Source organism: Stenotrophomonas sp. PE591 (assembly GCF_018320795.1).
In the GTDB taxonomy this organism is placed as follows: Bacteria; Pseudomonadota; Gammaproteobacteria; order Xanthomonadales; family Xanthomonadaceae; genus Stenotrophomonas; species Stenotrophomonas maltophilia.
In genome coordinates this window covers 183,141-197,695 of the sequence record NZ_JAAOKO010000002.1, presented here as the reverse complement: position 1 = coordinate 197,695, position 14,555 = coordinate 183,141, and the positions used below count along the sequence as shown (strand labels likewise).

Annotated in this window: 12 protein-coding genes; 8 read left to right on the top strand and 4 right to left on the bottom strand. The window is 66.5% G+C overall.

All coding sequences use genetic code 11. The features are described 5' to 3' along the window. Positions 1–235 precede the first annotated feature (235 nt). The 4 genes from JLDANKMP_RS06045 to JLDANKMP_RS06030 all read left to right on the top strand — a co-directional run bounded on the left by JLDANKMP_RS06045 (position 236) and on the right by JLDANKMP_RS06030 (position 5,145). On the top strand, positions 236–2,299 hold the full coding sequence (locus JLDANKMP_RS06045; protein ID WP_024958698.1) for a 3-hydroxyacyl-CoA dehydrogenase NAD-binding domain-containing protein: 2,064 nt from the start codon (positions 236–238) through the stop codon (positions 2,297–2,299). A 487-nt stretch (positions 2,300–2,786) separates the two neighbouring features. Next, on the top strand, positions 2,787–3,650 hold the full coding sequence (locus JLDANKMP_RS06040; protein WP_005410608.1) for a pirin family protein: 864 nt from the start codon (positions 2,787–2,789) through the stop codon (positions 3,648–3,650). Between the two features lie 121 nt (positions 3,651–3,771). Beyond that, positions 3,772–4,491, top strand: a complete 720-nt coding sequence (gene aqpZ, locus JLDANKMP_RS06035) for an aquaporin Z (protein WP_111687549.1) — start codon at positions 3,772–3,774, stop codon at positions 4,489–4,491. A gap of 195 nt (positions 4,492–4,686) precedes the next feature. Then, entirely contained in the window at positions 4,687–5,145 is a 459-nt protein-coding gene (locus tag JLDANKMP_RS06030) for a hypothetical protein (RefSeq protein WP_005410610.1), read from the top strand. Between the two features lie 128 nt (positions 5,146–5,273). Here JLDANKMP_RS06030 and JLDANKMP_RS06025 read toward each other — a convergent pair whose 3' ends face one another. Continuing rightward, complete coding sequence (locus JLDANKMP_RS06025) at positions 5,274–6,125, bottom strand: pirin family protein (protein ID WP_005410611.1); 852 nt, start codon at positions 6,123–6,125, stop codon at positions 5,274–5,276. Positions 6,126–6,340: 215 nt separating this feature from the next. Between JLDANKMP_RS06025 and JLDANKMP_RS06020 the strand changes: the two genes are divergently transcribed. Next, positions 6,341–8,422: a carbon starvation CstA family protein gene (locus JLDANKMP_RS06020; protein ID WP_005410612.1), complete on the top strand. Its 2,082-nt coding sequence runs from the start codon at positions 6,341–6,343 to the stop codon at positions 8,420–8,422. After that, a complete protein-coding gene (locus tag JLDANKMP_RS06015; protein ID WP_005410613.1) occupies positions 8,422–8,646 on the top strand; it encodes a CstA-like transporter-associated (seleno)protein in 225 nt (74 codons plus the stop codon). Before JLDANKMP_RS06020 ends, JLDANKMP_RS06015 begins: the two co-directional genes overlap by 1 nt. A 181-nt stretch (positions 8,647–8,827) precedes the next feature. Here JLDANKMP_RS06015 and JLDANKMP_RS06010 read toward each other — a convergent pair whose 3' ends face one another. After that, a complete protein-coding gene (locus JLDANKMP_RS06010) occupies positions 8,828–10,078 on the bottom strand; it encodes a DUF819 family protein (RefSeq protein WP_212560731.1) in 1,251 nt (416 codons plus the stop codon). Between the two features lie 127 nt (positions 10,079–10,205). On the opposite strand from JLDANKMP_RS06010, the gene JLDANKMP_RS06005 reads away from it, so the two are divergent. Beyond that, entirely contained in the window at positions 10,206–10,595 is a 390-nt protein-coding gene (locus tag JLDANKMP_RS06005; RefSeq protein ID WP_212560730.1) for a VOC family protein, read from the top strand. An 86-nt stretch (positions 10,596–10,681) separates the two neighbouring features. Here the strand turns inward: JLDANKMP_RS06005 and JLDANKMP_RS06000 are convergent, their stop codons facing one another. Both JLDANKMP_RS06000 and JLDANKMP_RS05995 read right to left on the bottom strand, forming a co-directional pair. Then, positions 10,682–11,968, bottom strand: a complete 1,287-nt coding sequence (locus JLDANKMP_RS06000) for a HAMP domain-containing sensor histidine kinase (protein ID WP_012480983.1) — start codon at positions 11,966–11,968, stop codon at positions 10,682–10,684. Next, a complete protein-coding gene (locus tag JLDANKMP_RS05995; protein ID WP_005410617.1) occupies positions 11,955–12,668 on the bottom strand; it encodes a response regulator transcription factor in 714 nt (237 codons plus the stop codon). The genes JLDANKMP_RS06000 and JLDANKMP_RS05995 overlap by 14 nt, the downstream gene beginning before the upstream one ends. 131 nt (positions 12,669–12,799) lie before the next feature. On the opposite strand from JLDANKMP_RS05995, the gene JLDANKMP_RS05990 reads away from it, so the two are divergent. After that, entirely contained in the window at positions 12,800–14,503 is a 1,704-nt protein-coding gene (locus JLDANKMP_RS05990; protein ID WP_005410618.1) for a glycosyltransferase family 39 protein, read from the top strand. The last annotated feature ends 52 nt before the right edge of the window (positions 14,504–14,555 follow it).

Below are 14,555 nucleotides of genomic sequence, written 5' to 3'. Positions count from 1 at the left end.
GAGGGGCCGCACTCCTGTCAGCCCAACCGACGTCGGGCAATGAGACTGCCAATCCCGGGAAAAGTTCAGTCGCCGATCACCCGGCGCCGCACCAGCTTTTAACCACCGTTCCGTTAGCGTTCCGGTCCACGGCCATGGATCCGGGGTCGCCACTCCCCTGCTATTGGGATTTGACGCGGAGGAAACAACCTCTGGATCATAGCCGCTTCTCCATACACAACCGGATGGAACGTCCATGCTCTCAGGCTTCGATGGTCTCCGCTTCAGCCACTGGCACCCCGAGATCCGCGACGACGGCGTGGTGGTCCTCTCCCTGGATCGCCAGGACAGCAGCGTCAATGCCATGTCGCAGGATGTGCTGCTGGAGCTGGGTGACCTGCTTGAGCGCATTGCACTGGACCCGCCCAAGGGCGTGGTGATCCAGTCGCTGAAGAAAGCCGGCTTCATTGCCGGGGCGGACCTGAAGGAGTTCCAGGAGTTCGACCGTCGCGGCACCGTCAACGATGCCATCCGCCGCGGCCAGGCTACCTACCAGAAGCTGGCCGAGCTGCCCTGCCCCACCGTGGCGGCCATCCACGGCCATTGCCTGGGCGGCGGCACCGAGCTGGCGCTGGCCTGCCGCTATCGCGTGGCCTCCAATGACAGCAGCACCCGCATCGGCCTGCCGGAAACCCAGCTGGGCATCTTCCCGGGCTGGGGCGGCAGCGCGCGCCTGCCGCAGCTGGTCGGCGCTCCCGCGGCAATGGACATGATGCTGACCGGCCGTACGCTGTCGGCCTCGGCCGCGCGTGGCATCGGGCTGGTCGACAAGGTGGTGGCACCGGCCGTGGTGCTCGACACCGCCGTGGCGCTGGCGCTGTCCGGCACCACGCGCCCGTTCAAGCAGCGCGCAACGGCCTGGGCCACCAACACCTGGCTGGCACGCACGCTGCTGGCACCGCAGATGGTCAAGCAGGTCGCACGCAAGGCCAAGAAGGACCAGTATCCGGCGCCCTACGCGCTGATCAGCACCTGGCAGCGCAGTGGCGGCAAGCCGATCCAGGCGCGTTTGGACGCCGAGCGCCGCGCGGTGGTGAAGCTGGCCAGCACCCCGACCGCGCGCAACCTGATCCGCATTTTCTTCCTGACCGAACGCCTGAAGGGCCTCGGTGGTGGTGATTCCGGCATCCGCCACGTGCACGTGGTCGGCGCCGGCGTGATGGGCGGTGACATCGCCGCCTGGGCCGCCTACAAGGGCTTTGAAGTGACTCTCCAGGACCGCGAGCAGCGCTTCATCGACCCCGCCATGGAGCGCGCGCAGGCGCTGTTCGCCAAGAAGGTGCGCGACGAGAGCAAGCGCCCCGCCGTGGCCGCGCGCCTGCGTGCCGACCTGGAAGGCAACGGCGTGGCCGAGGCCGACCTGGTGATCGAAGCGATCATCGAGAACCCGGAAGCCAAGCGTGCGCTGTACCAGACGCTGGAACCGAAGATGAAGCTGGACGCGCTGCTGACCACCAACACCTCGTCGATTCCGCTGGTGGAACTGCGCGACCACATCCAGCGCCCGGCGCAGTTCGCTGGCCTGCACTACTTCAACCCGGTGGCGCAGATGCCACTGGTGGAGATCATCCACCACGACGGCATGGCGCCGGAGACCGAGCGCCGCCTGGCCGCGTTCTGCAAGGCGCTGGGCAAGTTCCCGGTACCGGTGGCCGGCAGCCCGGGCTTCCTGGTCAACCGCGTGCTGTTCCCGTACATGCTGGAAGCCGCCACCGCGTATGCCGAAGGCATTCCGGGCCCGGTGATCGACAGGGCCGCGGTGAAGTTCGGCATGCCGATGGGCCCGATCGAACTGATCGACACCGTCGGCCTGGACGTGGCCGCCGGCGTCGGCCGCGAACTGGCGCCGTTCCTGGGCCTGCAGATTCCAGCGGCCTTGCAGACGGTGGAGCCGGACAAGCGCGGCAAGAAGGACGGCCAGGGCATCTATACCTGGGAAAACGGCAAGCCGAAGAAGCCGGACGTGGCCAGCGATTACCAGGCCCCGGCCGATCTTGAGGACCGCCTGATCCTGCCGCTGTTGAACGAGGCGGTGGCGTGCCTGCACGAAGGCGTTGTGGCCGATGCGGACCTGCTGGATGCCGGCGTGATCTTCGGTACCGGCTTTGCCCCGTTCCGCGGTGGTCCGATCCAGCACATCCGTGCGGTCGGTGCCGATGCGATCGTCGAGCGGCTGAAGGCACTGCAGCAGCGTCACGGTGACCGCTTCGCCCCGCGCCCGGGCTGGGACAACCCCACCCTGCGCGAACCAGTGGTTTGAGTTTATCGGCCGGGCCTGCGGCCCGGCGCCCGCGGTAGTGCCGGCCGCTGGCCGGCAACCTCAGAAGCCAGAGCCAAAGCGGCTCTGGCTTTTCTGTTTGTTGGGCGGGGCGGATCATTACGAACTGGTGGGTGGCTACCTGGGCCGCCACCAGGAGCGAAGCAACCAGCGTTTGATTTTGACTTTGATTTTCTTTTTTCTTCTCCGTGGCTGGACGCACACGGAAACTGTCAGAGGTCGGGCGGGGTGGATTCGCGGGGGTGTCCGCGGCATGGATGCCGCGGCCAAGCCTCCACGGACGGATTCACGGCGTCCCCCGCGAACCCACCCCGCCCGGCCAAGCGCGGCTTTTGCTTTACGCGACCAACCCCACAGCCACGAGGGGCTGCGCCGTTGGCTGGAACACCCTGTTACCCATACGGGGCATGTCCCCGTCACAGCCGCATGCGATGCTGATCTCCTGATCCCTGCCAGCGAGAACGCCCGCATGACCACCATCATCGCCCCGCGCGTGCACGACATCGGCGGACTCGAAGTCCGTCGCGCCGTCCCCACCCTGCAGGCGCGCAGCATCGGCTCGTTCGTGTTCGTCGACCAGATGGGCCCGGCGCTCATGCACCCCGGCACCGCCATCGACGTGCGCCCGCATCCGCATATCGGCCTGGCCACGGTCACCTACCTGTGGTCGGGCGCCATCGGCCATCGCGACACACTCGGTTCGGACCAGGTGATCCGACCCGGAGACGTCAACTGGATGACCGCTGGCCGCGGCATCGCCCATTCCGAGCGCACGCCGCAGCCGGACCGCGATCACGACAACCCGATCCACGGCATGCAGACCTGGGTGGCGCTGCCGAAGTCACATGAAGAGATCGAGCCGGCGTTCTACCACCACGCCGCGGCCACCCTGCCCGAGCAGCGCCGCAACGGTGCCTGGCTGCGCGTCATCGCCGGCCGCGCCTATGGCGAGGAATCGCCGGTGAAGGTGTTCGCCGACACCCTCAACGTGGCAATCGATCTCGACCCGGATGCGGAAATCGATATCGACGACGGCCACCGCGAGCGCGCGCTGTACATCCTCGAAGGCGACGCACAGCTGGATGGCGTGGACATCCCTGCACAGCATCTGGTGATTCCCGAAGCCGGCGCACGTGGCCGCCTGCGCGCGAAGACGCCGGTGAAGGCGATGCTGTTCGGTGGCGAGCCGCTGGATGGCCCGCGTCACCTGTGGTGGAACTTCGTGTCCAGCTCGAAGGAACGCATCGAGCAGGCCAAGCACGATTGGGAGGCCGGCCGCTTCGGCACCATTCCGGGCGACGACAAGGAATTCATCCCGCTGCCGCAGTACTGAACATCGCGTGTTGCACACATCCGAAGGTGTATGCCTGCACCCGGCGTTGACGCTACAGTCACCCGCTGATCATTGAAATGTGACATAAATCACACTTTCGACCGTCAAAGGAGTGCAACACATGAGCATGGGTAAACGCTTGTCCGCCGAATTCCTCGGCACGTTCTGGCTGGTTCTGGGTGGCTGCGGCAGTGCGGTGCTGGCCGCCAAGTTCGGCGGTGACAGCAATCCGCTGGGTATCGGGTTCCTCGGCGTGGCGCTCGCCTTCGGCCTGACCGTGGTGACCGGCGCCTATGCGTTCGGCCATATCTCCGGCGCGCACTTCAATCCGGCGGTCAGCGTCGGCCTGTGGGCCGGTGGCCGCTTCCCGACCAAGGACCTGGTGCCGTACATCATCGCCCAGGTGGCTGGTGGCCTGTTGGCCGGCTTCATGCTGCTGCAGATCGCCTCGGGGGCCAGCGGCTTCGCCATCGACGGCAGCCAGGCCGGTGCGTTCGCCAGCAATGGCTATGGTGCGCTGTCGCCCGGCGGTTACAGCGTGGCGGCGGCCTTCCTGTGCGAAGTGGTGCTGACCGCCGTGTTCCTGATCGTGATCATGGGCGCCACCCACGGCAAGGCACCGGCTGGCTTCGCGCCGCTGGCGATCGGCCTGTCGCTGACCCTGATCCATCTGATCAGCATCCCGGTCACCAACACCTCGGTGAACCCGGCCCGCTCCACCGCCGTGGCCTTCTTCGCCGGCAGCGGGGCGGTCAGCCAGCTGTGGCTGTTCTGGGTCGCCCCGCTGCTGGGCGGTGCGATCGGCGGCATCATCTACAAGTGGCTCGGCAACGACCGCTGAGGCCTGTGCGGACCGTTGCGGCCGACCTTCGGCCGCAATGGTTACGCTTGTAACCGCAATTTGTGCGATCGCTCACGTTCCGTTAAGGTTGAGTTGACCGTCCGTGCACATGCCGGCCGGCGGGGCATCCGGGGATGGGATGCCAAGGCCGCCGGTCCATCCGACGGAGCCACGACACACCACCTTGGGGGATGCATGAAGTTCGCGCCTGTAGTGTTGTCGAGCCTGCTTTTCGCTGCGGCCCAGGCCGCCGCGCAGGCTCCCACCGAATGTCCTTCATTGCCGGCCAACAGCGGCCTGCAGTGGCAACAGCAGGCACAGGCCGATTTCCTGGTCTGCCGTGCCAGCACCAGCGATGGCCGCGAGGTACTGAGCCTGATGCTCAGTGCACGCGATCCCAACCTTCCATTGAACCGCTCGCTGCGCCACGAAAAGGGCAGCTTCGGCGGTGAATCACTGTACTGGTACCAGCCCGATCTGGGAGGCCAGCAGCCGCCCGGTTATGCCGAGCGCCGCATCAGCGTGGTCAAGCTCGACAAAGGGCGTTACGCGCAGATTTCGCTGTATCCGGACAGCGCGCAGGAACTGGGTTCGCTGCAACAGCTGGCGCAGGGGATGAGCCTGACCCCGTCGGCCGTGGCTGCCGGGAACTGACGATGGCGGGGATGACTGCCTTGCAGCATCCCCGCAATGCGAGCCGACCTGACGGTAGTGCCGGCCGCTGGCCGGCACCTCGATCCGCCGTGACCGCTGGCAGTTGCCAGCCAGCGGCCGGCACCGCCTCAGAACTTGCCTTCCTGGAAATCGACGAAGGCCTGCATCAGTTCCTGCCGCGTGTTCATCACGAACGGGCCATGGCGCATCACCGGTTCCCGCAACGGACGACCAGCCACCAGGATCAGCCGCGCACCCTCGCTGCCGGCCGACAGATGCAGCTGCTCGCCACCGCCCAGCACCGCCAGTTCCTGGCGGGCGACGTCGCGCGCCGCGTCCTGCTCACCCACCGTCACCGCACCTTCGAACACATACGCGAAGGCGTTGTGCCCTTCCGGCAAGGCATAGGTCCAGGCGCGATCCGGGGCCAGCGTGATGTCCAGGTACAGCGGATCGGTGGCCGGCTGCACGATCGGGCCCTGCGTGCCATCCACGTTGCCGGCGATCACCTTCACTTCCACGCCGGCGTCCGGCTGCACCACGGGAATGCGCTCGGGCGCGAACTCCTGGTACTTCGGCTCGGTCATCTTCTCTTTCGCCGGCAGGTTCACCCACAGCTGGAAGCCGCGCATCTGACCGCTTTCCTGCTCGGGCATTTCCGAATGCACCAGGCCACGGCCTGCGGTCATCCACTGCACGCTGCCCGGGGTAAGCAGGCCCTCGTTGCCGTGGTTGTCGCGATGCCGCATGCGCCCGTCGAGCATGTAGGTGACGGTCTCGAAACCGCGATGCGGATGCTCCGGGAAGCCGGCGATGTAGTCCTCGGCACGGTCGGTGCCGAATTCATCGAGCAGCAGGAACGGGTCCAGGTCAGGCAGCGTCGGGCCGCCGATGACGCGGGTCAGGCGCACGCCGGCACCGTCGGAGGTGGGCATGCCACGGATGGTCCGCAGTACGCGGACCGGTTCGGGAAAGCTCATGGCGACTCCTGTTGGATGGATGCCACTGAAGATGGACGCCACATGGCCGCACGCCAATGGACGGCGCCGCAACCGATTGTTCCATCCCTGATGTTCGCTGCATGTCAGCACAACAAGCGTACGACCAAAGTACTACCGCCGATTCGTCCTGTGCCAATTGACCCTGCCGTGGGCACGCGGGACTCTTTGACTGTCTTTCCGGGAGAGAGCACCTCATGAAAGGGTTTTCCAAAATAGGCTGGGCGGTACTCGCCCTGCTCGGCGCCTTCTGTCTGGGCACCGTGGCCTTGCGCCGCGGCGAACACATCAATGCCCTGTGGATCGTCGTCGCCGCCGTTTCGCTGTACCTGGTGGCCTACCGCTTCTACAGCCTGTTCATCGCCAACAAGGTGATGCAGCTGGATCCGACCCGGGCCACCCCGGCGGTGATCAACAACGATGGCCTGGACTACGTGCCGACCAACAAGCACGTGCTGTTCGGTCACCATTTCGCAGCCATTGCCGGTGCCGGCCCGCTGGTGGGACCGGTGCTGGCCGCACAGATGGGCTACCTGCCCGGCCTGCTGTGGCTGGTGGTGGGCGTGGTGCTGGCCGGCGCGGTGCAGGACTTCATGGTCCTGTTCCTGTCCAGCCGCCGCAACGGCCGCTCCCTGGGCGATCTTGTGCGGGAAGAGATGGGCCAGGTGCCCGGCACCATCGCGTTGTTCGGTGCGTTCCTGATCATGATCATCATCCTGGCGGTGCTGGCGATGGTGGTGGTCAAGGCGTTGGCCGAAAGTCCGTGGGGCATGTTCACGGTGATCGCGACGATGCCCATCGCGATCCTGATGGGCGTGTACATGCGCTACATCCGCCCCGGCAGGATCGGCGAGATTTCGGTGGTCGGCCTGATCCTGCTGCTGGCCGCGATCTGGTACGGCGGCAAGGTCGCCGCCGATCCGGTCTGGGGCCCGGCCTTCACCTTCACCGGCACCCAGATCACCTGGATGCTGATCGGTTACGGCTTCGTCGCCTCGGTGCTGCCGGTGTGGCTGCTGCTGGCCCCCCGCGATTACCTGTCGACCTTCCTCAAGATCGGCACCATCATCGCGCTGGCCGTCGGCATCCTGATTGTGATGCCGGAACTGAAGATGCCGGCGCTGACCCAGTTCGCTGCCAGTGGTGATGGCCCGGTGTGGAAGGGCGGCATGTTCCCGTTCCTGTTCATCACCATCGCCTGCGGTGCGGTCTCCGGCTTCCACGCGTTGATTTCCTCCGGCACCACGCCGAAGCTGCTGGCCAATGAAGCGCACATGCGCTACATCGGCTACGGCGGCATGCTGATGGAATCGTTCGTGGCGGTGATGGCGCTGGTGGCGGCCTCGATCATCGATCCGGGCATCTACTTCGCGATGAACAGCCCGGCGGCGGTGATCGGTGCCGATGCGGCCTCGGCGGCGCACTACATCACCAACACCTGGGGCTTCACCATCACGCCCGAGCAGCTGACCGCGACCGCGGCGGCCATTGGTGAACCGACCATCCTGCATCGCGCAGGTGGCGCACCGACACTGGCGGTGGGCATCGCGCAGATCCTGCACGAAGCGATTCCCAGTGGCAGCGACGCGATGATGGCGTTCTGGTACCACTTCGCGATCCTGTTCGAAGCGTTGTTCATCCTCACGGCAGTCGACGCTGGCACCCGTGCCGGTCGCTTCATGCTGCAGGACCTGCTGGGCAACTTCGTGCCGGCCCTGAAGAAGACCGAATCGTGGACCGCCAACATCATCGGTACCGCCGGCTGCGTGGCGCTGTGGGGCTACCTGCTCTACACCGGCGTGGTCGATCCGTTCGGTGGCATCCAGACGCTGTGGCCGCTGTTCGGCATCTCCAACCAGATGCTGGCGGGTATCGCACTGATGCTGGGCACGGTGGTGCTGTTCAAGATGAAGCGTGACCGCTATGCGTGGGTGACGGCCGTGCCGGCCATCTGGCTGCTGATCTGCACCACCTACGCCGGCTTCATCAAGATCTTCGACAGCAATCCGGCGCAGGGCTTCCTGGCCCAGGCACACAAGTTCCAGGCCGCCCTCGCCAGCGACACCATCACGGCACCGGCCAAATCGGTGGCGCAGATGAAGCAGATCGTGGTCAACGCCTACGTCAACACCGGCCTGACCGCGCTGTTCCTGCTGGTGGTGGGCGCAGTGCTGGTGTATTCGATCAAGACCATCCTGGCGGCCCGCCGCAATCCGCAGCGCAGCGACCGCGAGACCCCATACGTGGCGCTGAAGCCGCATGAAATGGTGGATCTGTGATGAGCACGCAACTGGTTCCCGCCGGCCAGTACCAGGCACACCGCCGTATCTGGCGGCGCCTGGTGCAAACCGCACGACTGTGCTGTGGCATCCCTGATTACGACAACTACGTCCGGCACATGCTGGAAAAACATCCGGACCAGGAGCCGATGGATTACAAGACGTTCTTCCGCGAGCGCCAGGAAGCGCGCTACGGCGGACGCAACGGTGGCCGTTGCTGTTGAGGGTTGGGTGTGGGTGCCGGGCTTGCCGCCCGGCGCCCGCACCTTCGACAGATTTCCGGCGACGGCGGAAAGCATCAGGGGCCAGATCCGGTTCCTCCGGGAAACGGCTCTGACCCCTTCTTCGAAATGCATCCACGCATGGCGTGGATCTACGCAAGCATGACGCCGGGGCGGCCCGGACTCAGCCGTTGGCCATCCACTTCAGGATCAGGCCAGTGACATACGCCAGCCCGGTGCCGGTGGCGTAGCCCACCGTGCCCAGCAGCACGCCCACCGGAGCCAGCGTCGGATGGAACGCCGCAGCCACCACGGGGGCCGAAGCGGCTGCGCCGATGTTGCCCTGCGAACCGATCGCGAAGAAGAACAGCGGCGCGCGCAGCAGCTTCGCCACCACCCACAGCACCAGCACATGCGTGGCCATCCAGATCGCGCCGAGCAGGAACAGCCACGGCCGATCCAGCAGCGACAGCAGGTTCATCTGCATGCCGATGCAGGCGATCAGGAAGTACAGGAACACCGTGCCCAGCCGCGAAGCGCCCGCAGCTTCCAGCCGGCGCGCACGGGTGAAGCTCAGGCCCAGGCCCATCGCGGTGGACAGCAGGATCACCCATACGAACTGGCTGTCCAGGCTGAACTGGCTGGCCCAGCTGACATTGGCCTTGAACCAGCCCGCCAGCGGCGCGGCGATGGCATGGGCCAGGCCGACGCCGCCCAGTGCCACGCCGACGATCAACATCAGGTCGGTCATGCTGGGAATGCGCGCGTTCTGCGCCTCGTAGGCACTGATGCGCGCCTTCATCTCGTCGATGGCACGGGTATCGGCACCGTTGCGGGTATCGATCTGCTGCGCGCGGTTGGCCAGAAACAGCAGGATGGCCATCCACAGGCTGGCGCAGGCCACGTCGACCACCGCGAACTGGCCGAAGGTGGTGGCATCGGTGCCGAACACTTCACGCATGGCCACCATGTTGGCGCCGCCGCCGATCCAGCTGCCGGCCAGCGCCGCCATGCCGGCCCAGGTATCACCGGCCACGGTTTCGGGGTGGATCAACTTCATCAGCTGGAACGAGACGATGGCGCCGAGCATGATGCCGGCGGTACCGGCGCAGAACACGATCAGCAGTTTCGGGCCGAGCTTGGCAATACCCTTGAGGTCGATCGACAGGGTCAGCAGGACCAGCGCGGCCGGCAGCAGCACGTCACGCGCGACCGGGTTGTACAGCGAGGTGTTGTGGCCGTCGATGACACCGGCGGTGTTGTAGATGGCGGGGACGAAGTAGCACAGCAGCAGCGCCGGCACCCAGGCGAAGATCTTCTTCAACAACGGGGTCGGGCCACTGGCAGCCCAGAAGATCAGGGCCAGGGTGGCGGCAATCAGGCCCAGGCCAACGATGTCGTTGCTGATCAGGGCAGTAGCGGGTTCGGTCGGCATGGGATCCTCTGTCGATCGAAAGAGCGGGAAAAAAAAGCGCCGCATGAAGCGGCGCACCCCGAGATTAACATTGTCTTCACGCCGGGTCATGCTGCAGTGCCGGCTGCCCTTTCCCGGAGCCACTCCCATGCAGCTCGGCGCCTTCTCCGTCAGCCTCTCGGTCAGGGACCTGGCGGCCTCCCGCAGCTTCTACGAAGCACTGGGCTTCTCGGTGACCGGTGGCGAGCCGGCGCTGAACTGGCTGGTGATGCGCAACAACGGCATTGTCATCGGCCTGTTCCAGGGCATGTTCGAGGGCAACCTGCTCACCTTCAACCCGGGCTGGGACCAGCACAAGCAGGAACTGCCCCACTTCCAGGATGTACGTGAACTGCAGGCGGAACTGGATGCGAAGGGCATTGAACTGGCGGTGCGTACCGACCCTCATGGGCGGGGCACCGGCTACCTGCAGTTGGCCGATCCCGACGGCAATGTGATCCTGATCGACCAGCATGTGGCGCGGCCGAACGGCTGGTAATGCGAACGGACATTGCGTGGGCAGGCGTCGACCTTGGTCGACGGGCAGCATGCCAACCAAGGTTGGCATCTACCAGGACGGCCGGTTCAGGCCGGACGTGAAGCGCTGAAATCGAGCGTGGCGCGCGTGCCACGCGGCTCGCAGGGCTGCAGCTGCAGGGTCCAGCCAAGGTGCTCGCAGAGCCTGGCGATCAGGTCCAGGCCGATGCCGCCGCCACGGTCGGCGCGCTCGCCACGGGCCATCCGCGCGTGGATCGCCGCAATCTCCTCCGGGCTCATGCCATGTCCCGGATCCTGCAGGGTCAGCACCGCCGACGAGCTCAGGCGCAACTCAATGTGGCCACGCCCGCTGTTCTCGATGGCATTGCGCAGCAGGTTGCCGATCGCGGCCTGCACGACGGCCAGCGGCGCGACAATATCCACCGGGGCCGCCTGGATGCCGATGCTCAGGTCCTTGTCACCGAGCAGGTGACGATGGTCGTCGACGATTTCCGGCAGCAGCTGGTCCAGGGCGATGCGCTCGGCGCGTGCGGCCAGGCGCGCCGGGTCACGGGCCAGCACCAGCAGCAGTTCGATCAGCTGCTCCACGCTCTGCGCGGTGCGCAGCACGCGTTGCATCTGCTGGCGCGCGCGCTCGGGCAGGCCCGGCTGTTCCAGTGCCAGCTCTGCGGCACCGGTCATCACCGCAATCGGCGTACGCAGCTCGTGGCTGGCGGTGCTGATGAACACCCGCTCGCGTTCGACAAACTGCTCGTTGCGGTCCAGATAGTCGTTCAGTGCATCGGCAATGGTATGCAGCTCGGAGCTGCCACGCGGGTCGACCTCGATGCGCTGGCCCTGGACACCCGGCCGCAGCGCCGCGATGTGCTGCGCCAGCAGGCTCAACGGGCGCACCATGCGTTCCATGCCGAACGACGCCATCAGCACGGTGACGAAGATCATGATCACCCCGGCCAGCATCACCCAGCGCGTGGCGAACTGTTCCAGGTCATGGAAGTCGGAAATGTCCAGCGCCAGCGCCACCCGCCCCATCGAGCCGGTGTCACGCACCATCACCGCAGTCTGCCGCCCCTTGATCGGCACCCCGTCATGCAGCCCCGGGTGCAGCAGGCGCACGCTTTCCGGCATGTTGCCTTCATCGAAGCGGAACAGGCTGAGCGTGTCCGAGTCCTGCCAGCGATAGTGCGGCTCGTGCTCGGTGTGCTCGACGATGCTGTCCAGTTCGGAATTGAGCAGCGCGCGCCAGGCAGCGTGCTCCGCATGTTCATGCACGTAGTTGCCGACGCTGAACACCGCGATCGACAGCAGCGCCAGATAGCCCAGCAACCACCACACCACGCGCCGGTACAACGGCCCCGGCTTACTCGCCTTCATCATCATCCTTGCCGGCATCGCTGGGCGTGGTCACGGCCAAGCGGTAACCCACCCGCGGCAGGGTATGGATCAGTTTCTCGGCGAACGGTCCGTCCACACTGCGGCGCAGCTCGTAGACATGCGAACGCAGCAGGTCGCCATCCGGCGGTTCGTCGCCCCACAGAGCGAATTCCAGCTGCTGGCGGGTCACCGCGCCGGGGCTGGCGCGCATGAGCACTTCCAGCAGCTTGCGGCAGGCCGGGTACAGGTGCAGCACCTGGGTGCCGCGCTGGGCTTCCAGGGTGGCCAGATCCAGCACCAGATCGCCCACCTGCAGGCGCTTGCGCGGGTTGCGGCCCTGCGCACGCAGCAGCAGCGCTTCCAGCCGCACCTCCAGCTCCGGGAGTGCGAACGGCTTGGTCAGGTAGTCGTCGGCACCGGCGCGGAAGCCGGCAATCTTGTCCGGCAGCTCGTCACGCGCGGTCAGCATGATCACCGGCACTTCCGATGCATGCTCGGCGCGCAGCCGGCGCAGCACCTCCGGGCCCTCCATGCGCGGCAGCATCCAGTCCAGGATGACGGCGTCATACGGATGGCTCCCGGCCAGGTGCAGTCCGGTGATGCCATCCGGCGCCACGTCGAGCACGTGCCCGCGCGACTCGAAATAGTCGAACAGGTTGGCCACCAGCTGGCGGTTGTCCTCGATCACCAACAGACGCATGCACGAAACACCCACGGAAGTTCGTACCATGGTAGCGCCGCACATGTCGGAATGCGGTCGCCCCGGCGCCGCTCTGACGCTTTTCCCACCCCCGCCACCTCAGAATGGCCGTTTTGCTCCCGGAGCCTGCCGTGCCCGTAGCCCTGCCCCGCCGTTGGCGCCTGCCCCTGTTGTGGCTGCTGATCATTGCTGCGCTGGCAGCGGGGATCGGCCTTCGGCAGCCGCAGCCGCCGGACGAGCCGCGCTTCGTGCTGGCGGCCCGGACCATGGTCGAGAGCGGGCAATGGCTGCTGCCGCACCGTGGCGTGGAACTGTATGCGGAGAAGCCCCCCGTCTTCATGTGGCTGCAGGCCGCCGCCTACGAGATCGTCGGCAGCTGGCAGTGGTCCTTCCTGCTGCCGTCGTTGCTGGGCGCCCTGCTCAGCCTGTGGCTGGTGTCGGACCTGGCGCGGCGGCTGTGGTCGCCACGACATTCCATCTACGCCCTCGCTGCGCTGTTCTGCACCCTGCAGTTCGGGCTGATGGCCAAGCGCGCGCAGATCGACATGGTGCTGGTGGGCATGACCACCGTGGCCCTCTGGGGCCTGATGCGTCATCTGTGTGAACGCCGCAACCTGCCTGCCCTGTGGCTGGCCGGCTTCGCCGCAGGCGTCGGCACGGTGACCAAGGGCGTGGGTTTCCTGCCGCTGCTGATGGTGCTGCCCTGGTTCGGCTGGTGGCTGTACCAGCGCCGCCGCGGACGCACGGTGGAGGGTCCGCATCCGGCAACCCTGCTGTGGCTGATCCCGGCCTTCCTGCTGGGTGTCGGGGTGTGGCTGGCGCCGCTGGGCTGGGCCCTGCTGCACACGCCCAGTGCCGAACTGCAGGCTTATGCGCACGAGCTGCTGTTCAAGCAGACCGGCACCCGTTATGCCAATGCGTGGCACCACCGGCAGCCCGCCTGGTATTACCTGCAGGTGATCCTTACCCTGTGGCTGCCGGGCAGCCTGCTGCTGCCGATGCTGTTCAAGCCCTGGTGGCGCCGTATCCGCCGTGGCGACCGCCGCCAGTGGCTGCTGCTGGGCTGGGCCGTGCTGGTGCTGGTGTTCTTCAGCGCCAGCCCGGGCAAGCGCGAGGTGTACCTGCTGCCGATGTTGCCGGCGATGGCGCTGGCCGTAGCCCCGCTGCTGCCCGGCCTGCTGCGCCGCCTGTGCGTTCGCCGCTACCTGTTCGGCTACAGCGTGGTGCTGATGCTGGCCACTGGCACGCTGGGCGTGATGCTGCTGACCGAACACGCTTGGGCGGTGGCCCAGCTGGAACGCCGCGCCATGCCCGATACCCTGCTGCCGGTGCTGGGCGATGGCCTGCTGACCTTCGCCATCGCGCTGGCCACGCTGATCGTGTGGTTGCGGGTGCGCCGCGCGGCGACGCTGGTGCTGCTGACCCACGGCATGCTGTGGATGCTCTACGGCCTGGTACTGATCCCGGCGCTGGATCCCTATGCATCGGCGTCAGCGCTGATGCGCCGGGTCGGCGCGCGGATCGGACCGGATGCCGAACTGGCGCTGGTGGCCTGGCGCGAGCAGAACCTGCTGCAGGCCGACCGCCCGGTACGCGAATTCGGCTTCAAGCGGCCTTGGGCAGAGCAATGGCATGACGCCGGCCCTTGGCTCGCTGAGGCGCCGGACAAGCGCTGGCTGCTGGTGCTGGACGATGCGATGAGCCCCTGCGTGGACCCGGCCAAAGTGATCGACATCGGTGTTGCCAACAGGAATCGTTGGCAACTGCTTCCCGGTACCGCATGGAACCCGGAGTGCCACGCCGAGCGGACAGGATCGACCGCCGAAGAAGACTGAACGTTGACACGTGCCGGACGAACATTAACCCGGCACGAACAAGCGTCCGACC